This window comes from Lysinibacillus sp. YS11 (assembly GCF_002896375.1).
In the GTDB taxonomy this organism is placed as follows: domain Bacteria; phylum Bacillota; class Bacilli; order Bacillales_A; family Planococcaceae; genus Lysinibacillus; species Lysinibacillus capsici.
In genome coordinates, this window is sequence record NZ_CP026007.1 from 3,435,665 (window position 1) to 3,456,618 (window position 20,954).

Genomic DNA, 20,954 nt, shown 5'->3' on the forward strand with positions numbered 1-20,954 from the left:
GACTTACTGCATATTCCTTATGAATTGTAGTAAGTCTGTTTTTTTGTCATTATTAAGAGGACTACTATTTTGAAGGGGTGAAAATATATGAACATATTGATTTTAGGAGGCACACGTTTTTTTGGAAAAAAGCTAGTTGATCTTTGTATTCAAAATGGACATAATGTAACGATTTTAACACGTGGTCAAAGTGGCAATCCCTTTGGTACACATGTTAAGCAATTAGTAGTAAATCGTAATGATCGTGATGCTTTAGAACAGGCACTAGCCAATACAACATGGGACATTGTCTATGATAATATTTGCTATTCGCCCAACGAGGCACAAGCGATTTGCGAGATATTAAAAGGAAAAACGAAAAAGCTGGTCTTTACTTCTACTCTTTCAACATATGAGGTAGATGGTAAGATGAAAAAGGAAGAAGACTTTGATCCATACCAGTATCAAATTCGTATGGGACATCAAGAGGAATTTTCTTATGGAGAAGGAAAACGACAAGCGGAGGCAGTCTTATTCAAAGAAGCTTCATTCCCAGTCGTAGCTGTACGTTTTCCAATTGTGATGGGTGAAGATGATTATACTCGACGTTTACATTTCCACGTTGAACATATTTTACAGAATCAGCCGATTACTTTACCGAACATTGATGCAAAGATGAGTTATATTACAGATGAGGAAGCTGCTGAATTTTTATACTTTGCGGGCGTTACTCCTATTGAGGGACCATACAATGCTACCGCATCAGGGGCCATATCTCTCAAAGATCTAATTGCTCTAATTGAAGAAGCAAGTGGTCAGCGCGCAAAAATTTCCCTCATTGGTGGTGATGAGGAATCACAGTCTCCTTATGGGGTGCCTGCTGATTGGTATATGTCCAATGCTAAGGCTGAGAAGGCAGGATTTACGTTTAGTCAGCTTGAAGATTGGTTACCAAAATTAGTGACAACATTAGTAAAACAGCTACAATAGCATTTATAGCGCAAAGAATCTGCTAATATCTAGCAGATTCTTTGTTCATCCTAATGTCTAGTCATTTTTGCCGCTAATGCCTCACTTTCTGCTGAACGAAAGTGTATTATCACGGTAATATGTTCTTTAAAATAGCTACTGCTTTGTCAATCTCTTCCTTTGTGACCGTTAATGGAGGCAAAAGACGAATAACTGTTGGCCCTGCCCCTACTAATAAAAGACCACTTTCTTCCGCTGCCGCGATATAAGGCGCAACTTCCGTGTCCCCACAACCAATCCCTAACAAGAGACCCTGGCCTTGAACAGTATAGCTAGAAGATAAATGAGCCCTTAGTTGTGCCACAAAATAGGCAGATATTTCTCGTACCTGCTGTAAAAAATCTGGCTCAAACACATGATTTAAAACAGCTTGTGCCACATTCATCGCAAGAGGGTTTCCACCGAATGTTGTACCATGTGTTCCTGGACTAAATGTAGCATGAAGCTCAGCAGTTCCGAGCATTGCACCAACAGGGAAACCACCCCCTAAGCCTTTTGCCAAAGTTACGATATGTGGCTTTAATACCGTTTGTTCAAATGCATAGCGTGTTCCTGTTCTTCCAATGCCCGTTTGCACTTCATCAACAATTAGTAGTACACCTTGCTCCTCACAGACTTTTGCAATAGCTGCGGCAAATTCTGCTGATACACTATTGACGCCACCCTCTCCCTGAATCATTTCTAGCATTATAGCTGCAACTGAATCATCAACGGTTGCTTCAAGTGTAGCAGCATCATTAAATGGCAAAATCGAAAATTTTTCTACGAGTGGTCCAAAGCCATTATGTACTTTGCCTTGACCTGTTGCAGACATTGCTCCAAAGGTACGACCGTGGAATGATTTTTCAAATGTAATAATATGATGTTTGCCTGTATGCTTACGAGCTAATTTAATGGCCGCTTCATTAGCCTCAGCCCCGCTATTACAAAAAAAGGCATGTGAAAAGTGTGTATTAGCAATTAATTTTTCTGCCACCTTTTCCTGACCTGGTATTTCAAAAAGATTTGAAATATGCCATAGCTTTTCGCTTTGCTCTTGAAGTGCCTGTACAACGGCTGGATGGGCATGACCAAGACTCACCACAGCAATGCCACTAGTAAAATCCAAGTATTGCTTCCCTGTTGAATCCTCAACAATTGTCCCCTGACCTTTGACAATTTGTGCACGACGCTTGCCGTAATTCTCAAATAAAACACTCATGTTATCATCTCCACTATCATTTAAAATAGTTTCTTTCAACAACTATACTTCTCAAGCTATCCTATTTAGAACACTAGGAAGAAAGAAGTTCACTTGTGGCTACAATTGTTGTACCAATTAAAGTTGCGCCTACGATTTGTACAGAAGGAATCCCTGCCCGTAAACAGTCAATCGCTCCTTGCACTTTCGGAATCATTCCACCGTAAATATGGCCCTGCTCTGTCCATTGATCTATAAGGCTAGGTGTAGCTATTGCTTGATATTCATCTTCAATACGGATACCACTCACATCTGTCACGAGTAGTAAGCTATCTGCTCCGACGGCTAAAGCAATTTCACTTGCTACCGTATCGCCATTAATATTAAGAGCCTGACCTGCTTCGGTTGTACCTACGCAGGCAATAACAGGTACAAGCCCTACACCCATTAAAGCTTCCAATAAGGATGTATTGATTTTTTTAATAGCTCCTACATACCCGTAAGTCTCTTGATCTAAAAAGTCTACGACTATCAACTGACCATCAAAGCCATTTAATCCGATGGCTGCTATACCAGCTGTTGTTAACTCATGAACTAATGCAGTGTTTACTTGCCCTATTAGGGTCGATTGGACAACTTTAATAGCAGCCTCGTTCGTGACACGTATTCCATTTAATGTATGTGATTGTAGACCTTGAGCAGCTAGTTCTCGATTTATGGCTGGCCCACCCCCGTGGGTAATAATCAGCTCTACCCCACTCTCTTGTAATCTTTTAAAATTATCAAAGAAAGCCTCATTTAAACCTTCCAGTGTACTGCCCCCAAGCTTAATGACCACACGTTTATGAGCGGTATGATGCATTGATTTGGACATAGTCATATGTTAAGTCACATCCCCAAGCATGCCCCTTACCATCACCCACACCAAGGGACACATAGATTTTTACTTCATGCATTTTTAATATTTGAATTAACTCGTCCTCAGAAAAGGGAATTGGTTCACCGTTTTCTACCATAGTAGCACCACCGATTTGGATAGTAATTTTATCTGGATCAACTGTTGCGCCACTATACCCTACTGCTGCAATAATACGCCCCCAGTTGGCATCACAGCCGAAAACTGCAGTCTTTACAAGTGGTGAACCAACAACTGTTTTTGCAATTTTACGTGCCTCCTCGTCTGAAATTGCACCAACAACTTCCACTTCGATAAGCTTCGTTGCTCCTTCACCATCTTTGGCAATCATTTTTGCTAAATCTTCCGCTACTGTTTGCAAAGTGTAAAAGAAATTTTGCCAATCTGGATGCTCTGGTGTTAAAGAATTATTCCCTGCCAAGCCATTAGCCAATATTACCACTGTGTCATTCGTGGATGTATCCCCATCAACTGTAATAGCGTTAAATGTTAAATTAGTAATAGTCGATAAAGCTGCTTGTAACACCTCAGATTCAATGTTAGCATCTGTTGTAATAAAGCCTAGCATTGTTGCCATATTAGGTTCGATCATACCTGAACCTTTTGCTACACCAGCAATAATAACTTCCTTGCCATCCACAGTTGTACTGTAGCTTGTGTTTTTCATGACGGTATCTGTTGTCAAAATAGCCTGTGCAAAGTCAATCGCACTTTCTAAATTGTCCTTTGGCTCTAACTGTAGAATACCGTTTGCTACTGGCTCTAATTTCATCATTTCTCCAATAACACCTGTCGAGCAAACTCCCACCAAATTTGGTGCAATCCCTAATTTTTCAGCAGCTAGCGCTTGCATTGTTTGGGCATCTTTTACACCTTGTTTACCTGTACAAGCATTCGCATTGCCTGAATTGACGATCATCGCTTGCATTTTCTTAGTTGCATAAACAACTTCCTTCGTGACTTTTAATGGTGCTGCTTGCACAGAGTTTGTAGTAAAAACACCCGCAACACTTGCTGGGACTTCACTTACTAAAATGGCTAAATCCTTTTTCTTGTGCTTTAAACCACAGTGTAATCCGGCTGCCTTAAAGCCTTTTGGTGAAACAATATTTTTACTTGATAATTTTTTCATTACATTCGTTGAAGTGGTAACTGTCATCCGAAATTCCTCCTTAGATTAATAAATAAGAGAAGCATACAGTTTCCTGCATGCTGCTAAATAAAGAACGGTACGACATCTAGCCCTGTCGTTTGTGGTAAGTCTAATTGCACATTCATATTTTGGATAGCTTGCCCTGCTGCTCCTTTGACAAGGTTATCAATTACACTAACAATTGTGGCGCGATTTGTACGGGAATCTACTTTCACTAGAATGTCACAATAATTTGATCCCTTGACACGATTTGTCCCTAAACTAGATGCATCTGTAACGATTCGAACAAATGGATGATTCTCATAGGTTGCCTGTAAGCAAGTGATCAATTGCGACTCTGTAATTCCCTGTATTACTGGTGCATAGGATGTCGCCAAAATTCCCCTGGTCATGGGAACCAGATGCGTATTAAAAGTAACCTTTGTATCTGCTTGAGCAAACATGGAAAGTGCCTGTTCAATTTCGGGAATATGTTGATGTGTATTTACTTTATAGATCGAAAAATTCTCATTTGTCTCACTAAAATGGGTAGTTTGTGAGGGCTTATTGCCTGCTCCTGAAATGCCACTCTTTGCATCAATAACTAGAAAACTAGGATCAATTAAACGTTCTTTTACAAGTGGTAGTAAGGATAATAAAACTGCTGTTGGGTAGCAACCCGGATTAGCAACAAGTGTTGCTTGACGTATAAGCTCTTCATTCCATTCTGTTAAACCATATACACTTTGTTGAACACTATGGAACGGTGCAGCTTTTTTGCCATACCAGGTTTCATAGCTTGCTAGATCTTTTAACCGAAAATCACCAGATAAATCGATTAACTTTGGTCCTTTCCCAACCAAAGGCGGTAATAGCTCACTTGTCACCCCAGATGGTGTACTCGTAAAAATAACATCGAATTTTTCTAAAGTGTCATACGCTATCTTTTGTAACGATGTATCAGCTATCCTAACAAGATGGCCAAATTTCGAAGAAAATTGGACACCCTCTTCTGAAGAAGTAAATAAATCAATTCGTTCCACAGCTGGATGATTATGTAAAAATCGAATAAGTTCTAGACCACCATATCCAGTTGCTCCAATAATACATACTTTCACTGCACTCACCTCTGAAATAAGTTAAAAATAGTATACGTCTGCATATTTATTAAGTCAACTGAATTTTTATTTAATTCATTGTTTTTTGAAATAGATAATATTTCACCTACTCTCACCTCTATACTATTGTAAATCCAGAAAAAAGAAGGCAAGAATCCTTTCGCCATCGAATGAATCCCTGCCTTCTTTTTATGCACATGTTGTATAAATATCAATTGATGTTTTAGATAATTAATTAATCTTCCATGGTTGATAAATCACCAGTTGGTAAATTTAATTCCCAAGCTTTCAAAACGCGACGCATAATTTTACCACTACGTGTTTTTGGCAATTTATCTTTAAATTCTATTTCACGTGGTGCTGCATGTGCAGATAAACCTTTTTTAACAAAATCACGTATATCTTCAATTAATGCATCAGAAGGTTCAATCCCTTCTCGTAAGGATACAAAGGCTTTAATGATTTCACCTCGCACTGGGTCTGGTTTCCCGATAACACCCGCTTCAATCACATCTGGATGCTCAAGTAGCTTACTTTCTACTTCAAAAGGTCCTACACGTTCACCAGCCGTCATAATGACATCATCCACACGCCCCTGGAACCAGAAGTAACCTTCATCATCCATATAGGCTGAATCTCCAGACACGTACCATTCTCCTTTTAGGAAATAAGATTCATAGCGCTCTGGATTGCCCCAAATTTGGCGCATCATGGCAGGCCAACCACGACGAATAGCTAGATTCCCCATTGTAAATGGTGGAACCTCATTGCCTGCATCATCTACAATCGTCGCATGAATACCAGGAAGAGGTTTCCCCATTGAACCTGGCTTAATATCCATCGATGGATAATTACAAATCATATGCGCTCCCGTCTCTGTCATCCACCATGTATCATGTATACGATGACCTAGTTCCTCTACTCCCCAGCGAATAACTTCTGGATTCAAAGGCTCACCAACAGACAGCACATGGCGTAAAGATGTGAGATCATAGCTTTCAAGCAAGCCACTACCTGCGCCCATCAGCATACGGAACGCTGTTGGTGCACTATACCACACTGTCACACTATAATCTTCTATAGCCTGATACCATGCTTGTGGTGAAAATCTTCCTCCGACGATTAGCATTGTTACACCGTTTAACCACGGACCAAAGATGCCATAGGCTGTCCCTGTAACCCATCCAGGATCAGCTGTACACCAATAAATATCATCTTCACGTAAATCAAGTACCCATTGTGTCGATTGATATTGCTGAATCATAGCATTATGGACATGCAATACACCCTTTGGAGCACCTGTTGATCCAGAGGTATAGTGAAGAATCATCCCATCTTCTCTGTCTACCCACTCTATATCAAAATGAGCTGAAGCTTCTTTTAAATGTTTAGTAAAGTCTAGTATTTGAGCTGTTTCCTCAACGCCCTCCCCTACTAAAAAGATATGCTCCAATTTAGGTAATTTAGCTAAAGGTACACGTTCAAGTAAAGCAGGTGTCGTGACTAATACTTTCGCCTCACTATCAGCAAGTCGATCATACACGGCACCTTCCATAAAAGCTTCAAACAATGGTCCAACAATAACCCCCATTTTCAACGCACCTAATAATGAAAAATAAAGCTCAGGTGAACGAGGCATAAAAATAAATAAACGATCACCTTTCTGCAGATTAGTAGTCGCTTTAAAAACATTTGCTGCTTTGTTTGTTAACCTTTTCATTTCATTAAATGAATATGCCTCTTTCCGTTTACCATCATTAAAATACAATGCCACCTTATTTTTGCGATGTGTTTCTGTATGGCGATCAATAGCCTCATATGCCATATTCACTAAACCTGTTTCACTCCAACTAAATGCCTTTTCCGTATCTGCCCAATTATGAGATTCTGCCACTTCTTCATAATTCGTTAAATGGTGTTGACCAGGTAAAGCCATTAACTTCTCCTTCATTTTCATCCCCATGAAAATACCCCTTTCTTTGCTTTTGTTTTTGACTAAATTTCAACAATCCCCCCTGTTGAAATTCAGAGAATTTTCCAAAAGCAAAATTGATATGTAGCAATTGTTATATAACAGTTATCCATAGTATTAATGTTCGAAACCCTAATAGCACTACTTTTATCTGTTAAATAACAGAAGCAATATAATCTTATTTTACACGAATTCAGATAGATTGTCTCAATATTTTTATTTTTCCAAAAATACAGGTATATTTTGCAAAAATAAGCGTTTTTACGCAAGAAATCAGCTATAATGGAATTATTAAACTCAGGTGGTGTAATTATGGAACATAAAAAAACTTTTTTTTCTGTCACAAAGGAAACAAAGCATGGTACTGTGTATGTGGAAGGACCTGTGCCTCCAGAAAAATTAGCTACATATTCATTCCATGAAGGCTTGGTTGCCTTCAGACCTCCAAAACAGCAACAGCAGGCCATTATAGAAATTGCTGGACTACCCGAAGGCCGAATTATTATTATTCGAAACGAAGATATTATTGTAGGCTATGTTACCTATCTTTACCCTGATCCACTTGAACGATGGGCAGAAGATCGTATCGATGACATGATTGAATTAGGTGCCATTGAAGTCATTCCTGACTACCGTGGTACTGGTGCTGGGAAGGCGCTACTAGCCGTTTCATTTATGGGGGATGAAATGGAAGATTATCTTGTGATTACTACCGAGTACTATTGGCATTGGGATTTAAAAGGAACTGGTTTAAATGTTTGGGATTACCGCAAAATGATGGAGAAAATGATGAGCTCTGCTGGTTTCGAATATTTTGCAACAGATGATCCTGAAATTACATCACATCCAGCCAATTGCCTGATGGCGCGCGAAGGAAAACGGGTGCCTCCTGAGACAATGGAAAGATTTGATAGACTTCGTTTTAGAAATCGTTTCATGTATTAAAACTAATACAAAGGGGATGCATATATGATTGTAGAAGAAATTATGAATGATAAGCCTTATACATTAGCTCCTACCAATACAGTGCAGGAGGCACTAAAGTTAATGCGTGAAAAGAAAGTTCGTCATTTACCAGTTGTAGATGATGAACACCACGTTTTAGGTGTAATTACTGAACGAGATATTAAAGAGGTCTTGCCCTCATCTTTGCAGGATGAACCAAACTCTCCTATTTTTAATGCAAAAGTAGAGGATATTATGGTGAAAGACCCCCTTATAGGTCATCCACTAGATTTTGTTGAAGAGGTGGCACTTACGTTTTACGAATCAAAAATAGGCTGTTTACCTATTGTCTCTGGTGGAAAATTGGTAGGCATTGTTACGACAACAGATTTACTCTATACATATATAGAGCTGACTGGTGCTACCGAGCCTGGGTCAAAAATCGAGATTCGGGTATCCGATACCCCAGGAGTTTTATTTGAAATTACAAAAATATTTCATCAACATCATGCCAATGTCCAAAGCGTCTTAGTTTATCCTGACTCTGAAAATACACAAAACAAAATTTTAAGCGTCCGAGTAAAAACACTAAATCCTTTAGCAATGATTGAAGATCTACGCAAAGAGGGCTTTGATGTCCTATGGCCAAATTTACCGGGTGTTTCGCTATAATGAAAAAGGCCGTATTCGTATACTCGCCAGAACAACTCGGATATAAATTTTCAGATACACATCCTTTCAATCATAAACGCTTGACGCTAACTATGGATCTACTAAAAAATATTAATGCACTCGATGATGTAGATATTGTACCAGCACGTGTTGCAACGGAAGAAGAGCTATTGCTTGCACATGATTCAAAATATATAGATATTGTAAAAAAAGCAGGACATGGTGAATTATCAGAAGCACAATGTGAAAGCTATGGGATTGGCACTGAAGATACCCCTATTTTTGAAAATATGCATGAAGCAAGTGCACAGCTAGTTGGTGGAACTTTAACCGCTGTTGATTATGTAATGGAAGGAAAAGCCGAACACGCCCTTAACCTTGGTGGAGGACTCCATCATGGTTTCCGTGGTCGTGCATCAGGTTTTTGTATTTACAATGATAGCACAGTGGCTATTCGTTACTTGCAGGAAAAGTACAACGCTCGTGTACTTTATGTAGATACAGATGCTCATCATGGGGATGGTGTCCAATGGAGCTTTTATGAGGATCCTAATGTTTGTACACTGTCCATACATGAAACTGGTCGTTATCTATTCCCTGGAACCGGAAATATTACTGAGCGCGGCAATGGGCAAGGCTATGGAACCTCCTTTAATTTTCCAATGGATGCGTTTACTGAGGATGAAAGTTTCCTAGAGATCTATGAACAGTCAATGCGAGAGATTTTTGAATTTTTCAAGCCAGATGTTGTATTAACACAAAATGGTGCAGATGCACATTATTTTGATCCATTAACACATTTACATGGAACAATGAATATTTATCGCGAAATTCCTAAGCTAGCTCATCAATTAGCACATGAGTATTGTGATGGTCGATGGATTGCAGTGGGGGGCGGTGGCTACGATATTTGGCGAGTGGTGCCCCGTGCCTGGTCCATGTTATGGTTGGAAATGACTGACCAAGCGTTACCAATGGGGCCACTCCCTCAAGCATGGCTGGATCGCTGGCAACCAGAAGCACCTGTTCCTTTTATTCCAACATGGGAGGATCCGATTCCTTTATATGAGCCAATTCCTCGTAAAGCGGAAATAGAGGAAAAGAATGCTCAAATGTTAGCCAAATCGCTACATATTATTCGGAATGAAAGACGGGATTAATTTCTTGGCCTCACGTTATTCGTGGGGCTTTTTAAATTAGATGAATGCTTTTGGTGGTATATCCATCATTTCTTTTGTTCTATCCCTCACTTTTGAAACGCTATCCTCTATTTTTGACGTTCCATCCAGCAAATAAAAACACGCAAATCCTTCATAAGCGATTTACGTGTTAGTATCATTATTTACTTTTGACAGATTGTCGATGCTCAATACGGTGTGGTAAAATAACCGCTTCGTCCTCGACAGTTTCCTTGCTCATTAATTTTGTCAGCAGGCGCATTGCAACAGCTCCAATATCGTAAAGCGGTAGCGCGACACTTGTTAACTGTGGGCGAACCATTCGTGCTAACTTTGAGTTCTCAAAGCTGATAACTTCAATATCTTCTGGAACATTTTTGCCCGCATCTTGTGCGCCATGAATTAAACCGATGGCCAATTCATCACTTCCTGCAAAATAAGCTGTTGGTGGCTGTTCAAGAGCAGATAAAATCTCCCAAGCCTCTAAGCCCATATCATAGCTGGACTCTTCTGCAGCAATTAATGCTTCATCTATTGGTAAACCAGCATCCTGCAATGCTTTCTTATAGGCTGCTAGCTTGAATTTTCCGTTAATTGTATACGAAAGTGGGCCAGTTACAAAACCAATCCGTGTATGGCCATTTTGAATAAGTAATGAAATAGCTTCATAAGCCGCCTGGAAATAATCGATATTCACAGTTGCAATTGTTTGGGATTCATCCACAGAGCCTGCAAGCACAATTGGTACTGGCGAATGATCCATCGTTTGCTGCATCTTTTCTGTAACCTCATCACTCATCATGACAATACCATCAACCTGTTTTCCAAGCATTGTATCCAGTAGCTGTAACTCTTTATCTTCATGTTGATCTGAGTTGGCTAAAATAATATTGTAACGATACATTGTGGCAATATCCTCTACACCACGAGCCAGCTCCGCATAAACATTGTTTGCAATATCTGGGATAATCACGCCAACTGTTGTTGTTTTCTTACTTGCTAAACCTCGCGCTACTGCGTTTGGACGGTATTCTAATCGTTCAATTACTTCTAGTACTTTTTTTCGTGTTGCTGGTTTTACGTTTTGATTACCATTGACTACACGAGAGACCGTTGCCATGGAAACATTTGCTTCTCTTGCAACATCATAAATTGTAACAGTCATCGTACGTGCCTCCCTTTTTTCCTATTATAGCCTTATCATACGATAATTTTCATATTATTTTCAAGAAGAACTACGTAAAAACCAAGTACTAATAGTCCTATTCTAGACATTATTTTGTCACGATATAATAAACACCGCCTGCCGAAGTAAGCAAGCGGTGTTCGCTGTTAACAATTAAGCATGAATTTCATGGTTTTTCATGAATTTTTGTAGCGTTTCATAGAATGCGTCAAATGTTGGGATGTCCATTTGTTGTTGTGAGTCAGACAATGCCACAGATGGATCTGGATGCACCTCTGCCATGACGCCATCAGCACCAATTGCAATAGCTGCTTTTGCACAAGGTAATAATAAATCACGACGCCCTGTTGAATGTGTAACATCTACGAATACTGGCAAATGCGTTTCTTGTTTTAAAACTGGTACGGCTGAAATATCTAATGTATTACGAGTTGCTTTTTCATAAGTACGAATACCACGTTCACAAAGGATAATGTTTTCATTTCCTTTAGACATAATGTATTCTGCAGCATGAATGAATTCATCAATTGTTGCAGCTAAACCTCGTTTTAATAAGACAGGTTTATTTGTTGCACCTGCTGCTTTTAATAATTCAAAGTTCTGCATATTACGTGCACCAATTTGGATGACATCAATATAATCCAATGCTTCCTCTAAATGACCTGGTGTCACGATTTCTGTAATAACACCTAAACCATATTCCTCGGACACACGTTTTAAGATTTTCAGACCTTCTAATCCAAGACCTTGGAAGTCATAAGGAGAAGTACGTGGCTTATAAGCACCACCACGAATTAACTTTTCGCCTTTTGCTTTAATAGAAGCAGCAACTGCTGCTACTTGCTCATAAGACTCAACCGCACAAGGACCAAATACGAAAGATGGTTTTCCTTGCCCAATTAATTCACCATTGATATTAATAATTGTATCTTCTGACTTCTTCTTACGAGATACAAGCAACTCTTTCTTTTTATCAGCCTCAAGTTGTTTTAAAGCTGTTTTAAAGATTTGCTTAAATATATAATCAACCGTCATTTGGTTTAATGGACCTTGATTGTGTTCTTTAATAAGATCAAGCATGTGTCTTTCACGCAGCGGATCATAGCGATTCACACCTTGTTTTTCTTTAATTTTACCGATTTCATCAACTACAGCTGCACGTTCATTAATTAGACGAAGAATTTCTAAGTTTAAACCGTCTATTTGACTACGTAAGCTTTCTAAATCTTTTTGGCTCATGCTTTCTTGCTCCTCTCCTCATGACAGACACTTTCAGAACTCTGAAATGTATGTTACATTTTTAGATAATAGCATTATTATAATCAATGTTGTTCAGAATGTCACGCATTTTTAATTTAGCGCTTCAACTCGCTAAATTATTTTCAAGTATGACGCGAAAGGAAGCGATTACATTGAGTTCTAAACTATTCGCACTTGATATTGGCACTCGCTCAGTGGTCGGGATTATTCTCCAAGAAGAAAATGATCATTTTCATGTGGAAGATATTTTAGTAAAAGAGCATAAAGAACGTGCCATGGTAGATGGACAAATACATAATGTCATGTATGTGGCAGAATTAATTAATGAAATAAAACGTGAACTTGAAGAGAAACATGGGCCTCTCACAAAGGTAAGTGTCGCTGCAGCAGGTCGATCTTTGAAAACTGAACAAGCTAGTGTGACCATCAATATTCGTAATCGACCAATTTTTACTGAAGAAGATATTAGTCGCTTGGAACTTCAGGCTGTTCAACAAGCACAGCAGCAACTCTTGCAACAAAAAGAGGATGCAAAAATTAGCCACTATTATTGTGTAGGTTACTCAGTCCTGTATTATCGCTTGGATGGCGAGGAGATCGGAAGCTTGCTGGATCAACAAGGGGATGAAGCCCAAATCGAAGTGATAGCAACGTTTCTACCTCGTGTAGTTGTGGAATCATTGATTGCCGCTCTTAAACGAGCTGATTTAGAGATGGAAGCATTGACGTTAGAACCGATTGCTGCCATTAATGTGCTGATTCCTCCAACGATGCGTCGCCTAAATGTGGCACTTGTTGATATAGGGGCAGGTACATCAGATATTGCCATTACGGATAAAAGTACAGTTGTAGCTTATGGCATGGTCCCTACAGCTGGCGATGAAATAACAGAAGCTTTAAGCGACCACTATTTGCTAGACTTCCCTGTAGCTGAAGAGGCTAAACGTCAGCTACAAACCTCTGAAGAGATATTGATTCAAGATATTCTAGGCTTTGATCAGTTCTATCCAAAGGAAGAGGTTTTTTTAGCAATTGAGCCTGCAGTGAAACAGTTGGCGAAGTCTATCGGAGAAGAAATTCTACGACTCAATAATCGAGTAGCACCCAAAGCCGTTATGCTGGTTGGTGGCGGTAGTTTAACACCCAACCTTACTACAGAACTAGGTCAAGTTCTAGATTTACCAGCTAATCGTATTGCTGTTCGAGGCATTGATGCTATTCAAAACTTAACAAAAGAAGATCATATAAAAGCCTCACCTGAATTAGTCACACCTATTGGTATTGCCATTGCTGCTAAAAAAATGCCGATTCAATATATGAGTTTAACAGTCAATAACCAAGTGGTACGCCTTTTTGAACTAAAAGAAATGACTGTTGCAGATGCCTTTCTAGCTGCAAATATTCGTGCAAAGCAATTATATGGAAAACCAGGACATGGACTATCTATCAGTGTCAACGGACAGGACATATTTATACCAGGTGGACATGGTCAGCCTGCTGAAATATTGGTAAACGGGCAACAGGCATCAACAAAAAGCCTGATTAAAACTGGAGATGCCATTCAGTTAATAGAAGGCCAAGATGGGCAACAGGCGACGGCTACAGTAAGAGATCTTATAGATGATGCAGCAATAAAGACTGTGACAATCCAAAACACCAAATATGTGATTGAGCCCAAAATTTCTGTCAATAACTCTTCTGCATCACTCGATACCGTTTTAAATGATCGTGATATCGTCGTTTTTGATATTGCCGAAACAATTGAGGATGTATTCAAAATCACTAATAATTGGCATTTGTTAAAGCAATTTGAGTCCTATACGATTCAAGTAGATGGACAACCTTTATATTTACCAGAGTTCTCTTCTCAGCTAATGATTAATGGAAAAGTAGCCAAATTGAGCTATGCTGTACAAAATGGAGATGTGATAAGCTTCCAACAACCATCTCTACCAACAGTACAGCATATCGCAGACCAAATGAATCTTTTGCTAGAGGATAAAATCATTATTCATTTCCAACAGGAAGTTTTGGAACTAAAGAAGACTGCAAATGAAGCGATTGTTAATAAAATGGTTGTGTCACCACAATCCACTGTACCCAATGGAGCGACTTTAGTATTTAAAGAAAAGGATCGTAGTCGTTGGATTTATCAAGATGTTTTCCGATTCTCTAATTGGCAGCTGCCAAGTGCCTTTAAGGGGAATTTTACGATTTTAAGAAATGGTCAGCCAGCGAGCTTTGATACAGAGATATTTGGTGGTGATCAATTAGAAATAATATTAGAAGCTACACCTATCATTTAAAAAAAGGGATACGTTACAACTTTATCTTGTAACGTATCCCTTTATATTATGCATTATGCACGAACTTCTTCATTTGTTTCTTCTTTTTGATCTGCTTTTTCTGTCGTTTCTTCGGCTTTTGGTTCCTCACTTGGAATATAATCCTCTAATGGTTCTTCCCCTTCAAAGGAAACCGTACCATCATCAAAAACAGTTGGTGCTTTTGCCGTTTTTAGTGTTTTTACTTTCTCTACTAATTGTGTAGATTGCTCTTGAATTTGTTTAGAAAGTTGAACTGTTTTATCTTTTGCAGTTGTCGAGAAGTCTGCACTCTTATCTTTTAGCTGAACAGCTTGTACAGCCACATCACTGCGTAAATCTTTTCCTGATTTTGGAGCTAACAGTAGACCTGCAGCAGCCCCTACGATTCCACCAACTAATGCGCCAATCACAAAATCTTTCATGTTTACACGCTCCTCTTCATAAATCGAGTCTTGCGGATGATAAAGCTGAGGCAAAGAACTTTCAAGCTGCTGTTCCTTTACTTCGTTAAAATTTGGCTTTTGAGTTGTCATGCAACAATTCCTCCCCATCTAATTATCAAATTTGTCTAGACTGGTTGTCCATCTATTTTCACAGATGCATCTTCAACTTATATGTCTAAGACTTTATTTTTATTCAGCCAGCATACAATACTCACTGAATAATTATCATTTTTTACGACCCCATTTTCTTTTTGGTGTTTCTTCTACTTGCACAGTTTCAAATGCATAGGCATCAGGTGATACCGTTTCCTGCTCGATGATTTTTCGCTTTTTCCATTTATCAGCAATACCCATCGCAACATTACTCCATTGTACAACTTGTGCAATTTTTTCTTCATTTTGTTCTACGCTTTTAGAGACAGAAGTAGTAATCTGCTGAACAGAATTATTTAAACCATTAACGGAGTCACCAATACCTTTAACAGCTTGAACAACTGAATTTAATTGTTCAGATTTATGTTGAATATCCTCTGCTAAGCTATTTGTTTTTGATAATAAAGAAGTTGTTTCGCGTGTAATGCCTTCCATTTGGCCTTCAATCCCAGATAATGTCCCTGCTAAGCTGTTTAAGATGGATTTAAGCGAGAATAATGTCATGCCCACGCTCACACATAAAATTAAAAAACCGATTGCAGCAATAATGGCTGCAATATACAAAATCACTTCCATAAGTTGACCTCCTGCTAGTAAATTGTCTTTACTATTACTTTCCCTATCTTCGACAAAAAAAACGGAATTCCTGCTTAAATTTGAGAAAAAACAGCTTAACCCCTACGGACTAAGCTGTTTCATTGTTTTTAAGCACGTCTTCAAAAGCATCTTGGAACTTGTGAACATCACCAGCGCCCATAAATAAAAATACTGCGCCATTATGTTTTGTTAATATATCAATTCCTTCAGTGGTAATCACTGCACTGCCTTCAATAAGTGACGCTAAATCATGAATAGAAAGCGCGCCTTGCGTTTCTCTCGCAGAGCCAAATATATCACATAAATAGGCTGTATCTGCAAGGCTCAAACTATCCGCAAAATCTTGTAAAAAAGCTTGTGTACGTGTAAATGTATGTGGTTGGAAAATCGCAACTAGCTCACGTTCAGGAAATTTTTGTCGTGCTGATTGAATTGTCGCGCGAATTTCCGTTGGATGGTGTGCATAGTCATCTATTAAAACATTATCCCCTATATCCGTCTCAGTAAAACGTCTTTTTACACCTTTATACGTGTGTAAACGCTCCTGAATAATATCTGGAGAAATGCCTTCATATTCACATAGCGTAATAACCGCCAATGTATTTAAAACAGCATGATCCCCAAATAATGGGATAAAGAAAGTGCTATAAAATTCATTACGTACAAAAACATCAAATTTTGTACCCTCAGTTGTTTTTTCAACATTACGAGCTTCAAAGTCATTTTCAGCACCAAATCCATAATACACAACTGGTACTTTTGCTTGAATACGTTGAAGCTGTTCATCATCACCACACGCTATAATTGCTTTTTTCACTTGTAATGCTAATGATTGAAATGCAGAATATACGTCCTCTATATTAGCGAAGTAATCTGGATGATCAAAATCGATGTTCGTCATCACAGCATAATCAGGATTATATGCTAAAAAGTGACGGCGGTATTCACACGCCTCCATTACAAAGAAATCAGCATTTTCATGACCTGCCCCAGTACCATCACCAATTAAATAAGATGTCGGTTTATAGCCACCTACCACATGTGCCATTAAACCAGTCGTAGATGTTTTACCATGTGCACCTGTGATGGCAATAGATGTATAGTTGCCAATATATTCACCTAAAAATTTATGGTAACGAATGACTTCTACACCTATTTCTCGAGCACGTACTAATTCAGGGTGATCATCGGAAAATGCATTACCTGCGATCACTGTCATACCTTCTTTAATATTATCTGCATTAAATGTAAAAATTGGAATATTACGTTCACGTAACGGTTGCTCCGTGAAGAAATATTTATCGACATCTGAGCCCTGTACTTGTTCACCAGCATCAAATAAGATTTGTGCAAGCGAACTCATGCCAGAACCTTTAATGCCTGTGAAATGAAAAACTGTCATTAATTAAACCCCCCGGGAATTTCAATATCCCATCTATCATCTATTAGGTGTATCGTATTATTTCACGAATGGTTAGGTATTAATACCTTCACAAGTGTTAAAAAATACGTACTATTCAACACATCTTGTCTATTATAGCACTTTTTATGCATAAGGATAGATGTGTAACTTTTCTAAAAAAACTAAATTCGACGTAAATTAGATAATCTAGACGAAAACAATGCAATTCTTATTCAAACATAGTAATTAAATCTTCTTCTGTAATGTAACTTTCACGTGGCTTACTTCCTCTTGCTTCCGAAACAAAACCATGTGATTCTAACATGTCAATTAAACGAGCAGCACGATTATAGCCAATATGATACTTTCGTTGAATCAATGAGGTAGAAGCGCCACCTTGCTCATAGACAAATCGACAAACATCTTCAAATAAATCGTCCTGTTCTGCGGACACCTCTGTTTTCTTTAATAATTCCTCTTGATCGAAAATATAATCAGGCTCACCCTGTTCACGAACATGCTCAATAATCGATTCAATTTCATCATCTGTAACAAAAGTTCCCTGTAAACGCACGGGCGCTGACATACCATTACCTAAATATAGCATATCCCCTCGACCAAGTAACCTTTCAGCTCCTTGCCCATCTAAAATGGTACGAGAATCAATTTGAGAGGAAACTGCAAAGGCAATACGTGTAGGGATATTTGATTTGATTAACCCTGTAATAACATCCACTGAAGGTCTTTGCGTTGCAACAATTAAATGAATACCACATGCACGTGCCTTTTGAGCAATACGGCAAATGGCCTCCTCTACATCTGCTGGAGACATCATCATTAAATCTGCTAACTCATCAATGACAATTAAAATGTAAGGCAACTTCAGGCTATGTTCATTATTTTTATCAGCTATGGCATTAAAACGTGTAATATCACGTGCACCTGCATGAGCGAATAGTTGATAGCGACGCTCCATTTCCTCAACTGCCCATTTTAGTGCAGCCGTTGCCGCCTTTACATCTGTAATGACAGGACTAACTAAATGCGGAATATGGTTAAACGGCGCCAGCTCTACCATTTTAGGGTCGATCAGCATGAGTTTTAGCTCGTGTGGTGCAGCTTTATATAATAAACTAACCAAAATAGAATTAATACAAACGGATTTACCCGAACCCGTTGCACCAGCGATTAAGCCATGTGGCATTTTACGCAGATCTAACGTAACAGGTTTTCCAGTCAAATCAAGTCCTAATGCTGCCTCTAATGGTGAATCTGACTCAACGAAGGAGGCACTATTTGTTACCTCAGATAAGCGAACAGCACGTGATACTCTATTTGGGATCTCAATACCGATCGAACTCTTCCCAGGAATTGGTGCTTGAATACGAATATCTTTTGCTGCTAGGGCAAGTTTTAAATCATCTGCTAAGTTTCGAATTTTACTCACCTTTGTACCATGGCTCACCGTTATTTCAAATTGAGTAACAGCAGGACCTTGCATAATCGATTCAATTTGAGCAGAAACTTGGAAATAGGATAGTGCTTCGACTAATGTGTCGCCCTGTTGCTCCATCCAATCCGTATCCTGTGTTTTTTCTTCTGGTGGCTCTAGATATTCATCCGTTGGCTTTTGATAGACGTGTATAGGCTTTGCTGGTATCTCAGCTTCTACTTCTACTTCTTGTGGTGCTACTTGATTCTCAACAGATTCTACCCGAGCATACTCTACAATTTCTGAAACTACTTCAGGTTCGATAGCTAGTTCTGGTTCTGACACTTGGTCCCGTTCTGAAGATAGTTCAAGTTCTGGTTCTAACTCAAGCTCTGGCTCAATAGTTGCAGAAATTTCATCAGCAGCTGCTTTTTCAATTTCTATTCTTTCATTTGTTGAGATACTTGACATTGATGTAACAGGAGCCATTGTAATTACAGCAATAGGCTCTTCAGCACTACTTGTTGTAGGGACACTTTCTACTTCATCTTTTACCTCAAGTTGCACTGGACCATCTACTTGCAATTGAACAGTCTCTGACATATGGAAATCGTTGTCATCTTCTGGTGGTGAAACGGACATTTCATTTGTTGTCATGCTGTCTAAGGACGATGATTTTTCTGGCATCACATCCACAAGTTTGTTTTTCTCTGTTTCTGGCATGCTCTCTACACGTATAGGCTGCTGAGCCATCTTCAATTGCTGTTGGATTCTCCATTTTTCTTTATCTGTTTTTAACATTAGTACATTAAATGGAATTCGACTTTTTTCTTCCCTCGATGCAGTATCAGGAGATTGGTCATCCATTGACGGTTGAACGACAGTAACTTCTCCAATATGGATCGTAGAATTTTCTATTTGTACTTGTTCCACAATCATTTCTTTGACATGGATTTCCGATTGATCTGCTGAAAGTTGTTGAACTGTTTGATCTTGAACAACAGCTTCCTTCTCTTGCCCTTCAAAATCCATAGCAAAAGAAGTCGTTTGAGGCACAGCTACATTTGATGACAAATTTTCCTTATCATCGTTCTCTTCAACCAACAGTTCTTCCTCAAAAATAATTGGTTCACTTACTGTCGAAAGTTCTTTCGATTGAATAATCTCATGGTGTTCCGTTAAAACCGTTTGGTTTGTGCTAGCCGGCTCTTTTTCTTCTAGTATATTTTCATTGACCTCATTTGTTGTCGCTTCTTTTAAAGGCTTTGCAACAGTAACCCTTTCAACTGCCTGTACATCGGTTTCTTGCTTCTCATATTCCTCTTTTCTTTTATCTAATAAATCTTTGATGGGACTTGGTTTTGCAAAACCATAGACAGGTGAAGGCACATCTGTTGGAACAAATCGTTTGCGATTCTCAGGCATAATATTTTCAACTTTTTGTTCTTTTCGCTGACTCTTTTCTTTTGGTGCAGGTGCAGTCATAGGACTTATAGTAGCTGTTTCATTTTGTGCATCTCGAAACACTAAGCTTGCTCTTGAACGAAATTCTTGTTCTGAAGGCTGACTTTTCATCATTGTTTTTCTACCTGTACGTTTAGAGCGATTTGCTAGTAAATCTCGAATTCCTGAAACCTCAACATCATAAACACTAGAATCGACAATATGATGATTTAAATGTTTTGGTAACGATAAATCCCCAATTTGTCCATAATCATCATCTTCCATTTGATCAAACATTTCTTTTGAGTGCGTATAGGATGCTTCACCTTCACCTTCATCATCGTCAATCAAAGGGAAACGGAAAGTCTTTTGCTTAGCGATTGGTGGTTCTTTTTGTGTATGTAATTGCTCCGACTGAACTTCTCCATAATCCTCATAATATTCTTCATACTCATAGTCTTCATCTTCTTTATTAATAAATTTACTAATTTGTTTTTTAAACCAGTTCACTTCGTTTCACTCATTTCTCTTACACTTCATTTATAGCATTGTCTAGTTTTAAATTTATCAATAGCTCAATGTCTACATCA

Annotated in this window: 16 protein-coding genes; 5 read left to right on the forward strand and 11 right to left on the reverse strand. The window is 38.7% G+C overall.

Going from position 1 to position 20,954, the window contains the following annotated elements:
- Positions 1–87: 87 nt before the first annotated feature.
- On the forward strand, positions 88–969 hold the full coding sequence (locus LBYS11_RS17170) for an NAD-dependent epimerase/dehydratase family protein (protein ID WP_066037564.1): 882 nt from the start codon (positions 88–90) through the stop codon (positions 967–969).
- 109 nt (positions 970–1,078) lie between these two features.
- Here the strand turns inward: LBYS11_RS17170 and LBYS11_RS17175 are convergent, their stop codons facing one another.
- The 5 genes from LBYS11_RS17175 to acsA form a co-directional block, all read right to left on the reverse strand.
- Positions 1,079–2,209: an acetylornithine transaminase gene (locus LBYS11_RS17175; protein WP_103119106.1), complete on the reverse strand. Its 1,131-nt coding sequence runs from the start codon at positions 2,207–2,209 to the stop codon at positions 1,079–1,081.
- 73 nt (positions 2,210–2,282) lie between these two features.
- Positions 2,283–3,068 carry an acetylglutamate kinase gene (argB, locus tag LBYS11_RS17180; protein ID WP_103118665.1) on the reverse strand — a complete coding sequence of 262 codons (786 nt, stop codon included), beginning with the start codon at positions 3,066–3,068 and terminating at the stop codon, positions 2,283–2,285.
- Positions 3,031–4,263, reverse strand: coding sequence for a bifunctional glutamate N-acetyltransferase/amino-acid acetyltransferase ArgJ (gene argJ / locus LBYS11_RS17185; protein WP_103118666.1), 1,233 nt, complete (start codon positions 4,261–4,263; stop codon positions 3,031–3,033). Before argJ ends, argB begins: the two co-directional genes overlap by 38 nt.
- 56 nt (positions 4,264–4,319) lie before the next feature.
- Positions 4,320–5,354, reverse strand: a complete 1,035-nt coding sequence (gene argC, locus LBYS11_RS17190; protein WP_199768275.1) for an N-acetyl-gamma-glutamyl-phosphate reductase — start codon at positions 5,352–5,354, stop codon at positions 4,320–4,322.
- A 235-nt stretch (positions 5,355–5,589) separates the two neighbouring features.
- Positions 5,590–7,317 carry an acetate--CoA ligase gene (gene acsA, locus LBYS11_RS17195; RefSeq protein WP_369823925.1) on the reverse strand — a complete coding sequence of 576 codons (1,728 nt, stop codon included), beginning with the start codon at positions 7,315–7,317 and terminating at the stop codon, positions 5,590–5,592.
- A 321-nt stretch (positions 7,318–7,638) separates the two neighbouring features.
- Here acsA and LBYS11_RS17200 point away from each other — a divergent pair, with 321 nt between their 5' ends.
- From LBYS11_RS17200 to LBYS11_RS17210, 3 genes are read left to right on the forward strand one after another with little or no spacing between them, the layout of a single operon-like run.
- Positions 7,639–8,271, forward strand: coding sequence for a GNAT family N-acetyltransferase (locus tag LBYS11_RS17200; RefSeq protein WP_036078398.1), 633 nt, complete (start codon positions 7,639–7,641; stop codon positions 8,269–8,271).
- Positions 8,272–8,295: 24 nt separating this feature from the next.
- The gene (locus LBYS11_RS17205) at positions 8,296–8,943 is read left to right on the forward strand and encodes an acetoin utilization AcuB family protein (RefSeq protein ID WP_048393508.1); all 648 of its coding nucleotides are present in this window, start codon (positions 8,296–8,298) and stop codon (positions 8,941–8,943) included.
- A complete protein-coding gene (locus LBYS11_RS17210) occupies positions 8,943–10,103 on the forward strand; it encodes an acetoin utilization protein AcuC (RefSeq protein ID WP_048393507.1) in 1,161 nt (386 codons plus the stop codon). The genes LBYS11_RS17205 and LBYS11_RS17210 overlap by 1 nt, the downstream gene beginning before the upstream one ends.
- A 178-nt stretch (positions 10,104–10,281) precedes the next feature.
- On the opposite strand, the gene ccpA is transcribed toward LBYS11_RS17210, so the two are convergent.
- Both ccpA and LBYS11_RS17220 read right to left on the reverse strand, forming a co-directional pair.
- Positions 10,282–11,286 (reverse strand): catabolite control protein A, encoded by a 1,005-nt coding sequence (ccpA, locus tag LBYS11_RS17215; protein WP_048393506.1) that lies wholly within the window; start codon positions 11,284–11,286, stop codon positions 10,282–10,284.
- Between the two features lie 174 nt (positions 11,287–11,460).
- A complete protein-coding gene (locus LBYS11_RS17220; RefSeq protein WP_004226108.1) occupies positions 11,461–12,546 on the reverse strand; it encodes a bifunctional 3-deoxy-7-phosphoheptulonate synthase/chorismate mutase in 1,086 nt (361 codons plus the stop codon).
- A gap of 173 nt (positions 12,547–12,719) precedes the next feature.
- Between LBYS11_RS17220 and pilM the strand changes: the two genes are divergently transcribed.
- Positions 12,720–14,873: a pilus assembly protein PilM gene (gene pilM / locus LBYS11_RS17225; protein ID WP_048393505.1), complete on the forward strand. Its 2,154-nt coding sequence runs from the start codon at positions 12,720–12,722 to the stop codon at positions 14,871–14,873.
- A gap of 53 nt (positions 14,874–14,926) precedes the next feature.
- On the opposite strand, the gene LBYS11_RS17230 is transcribed toward pilM, so the two are convergent.
- From LBYS11_RS17230 to LBYS11_RS17245, 4 genes are all read right to left on the reverse strand, one after another.
- The gene (locus tag LBYS11_RS17230; RefSeq protein ID WP_004226105.1) at positions 14,927–15,427 is read right to left on the reverse strand and encodes a YtxH domain-containing protein; all 501 of its coding nucleotides are present in this window, start codon (positions 15,425–15,427) and stop codon (positions 14,927–14,929) included.
- Positions 15,428–15,562: 135 nt separating this feature from the next.
- Entirely contained in the window at positions 15,563–16,066 is a 504-nt protein-coding gene (locus LBYS11_RS17235) for a DUF948 domain-containing protein (protein ID WP_048393503.1), read from the reverse strand.
- A 109-nt stretch (positions 16,067–16,175) separates the two neighbouring features.
- Entirely contained in the window at positions 16,176–17,489 is a 1,314-nt protein-coding gene (gene murC, locus LBYS11_RS17240; RefSeq protein ID WP_004226102.1) for a UDP-N-acetylmuramate--L-alanine ligase, read from the reverse strand.
- 229 nt (positions 17,490–17,718) lie between these two features.
- Positions 17,719–20,874 (reverse strand): DNA translocase FtsK, encoded by a 3,156-nt coding sequence (locus LBYS11_RS17245; RefSeq protein ID WP_103118668.1) that lies wholly within the window; start codon positions 20,872–20,874, stop codon positions 17,719–17,721.
- Positions 20,875–20,954: the final 80 nt, after the last annotated feature.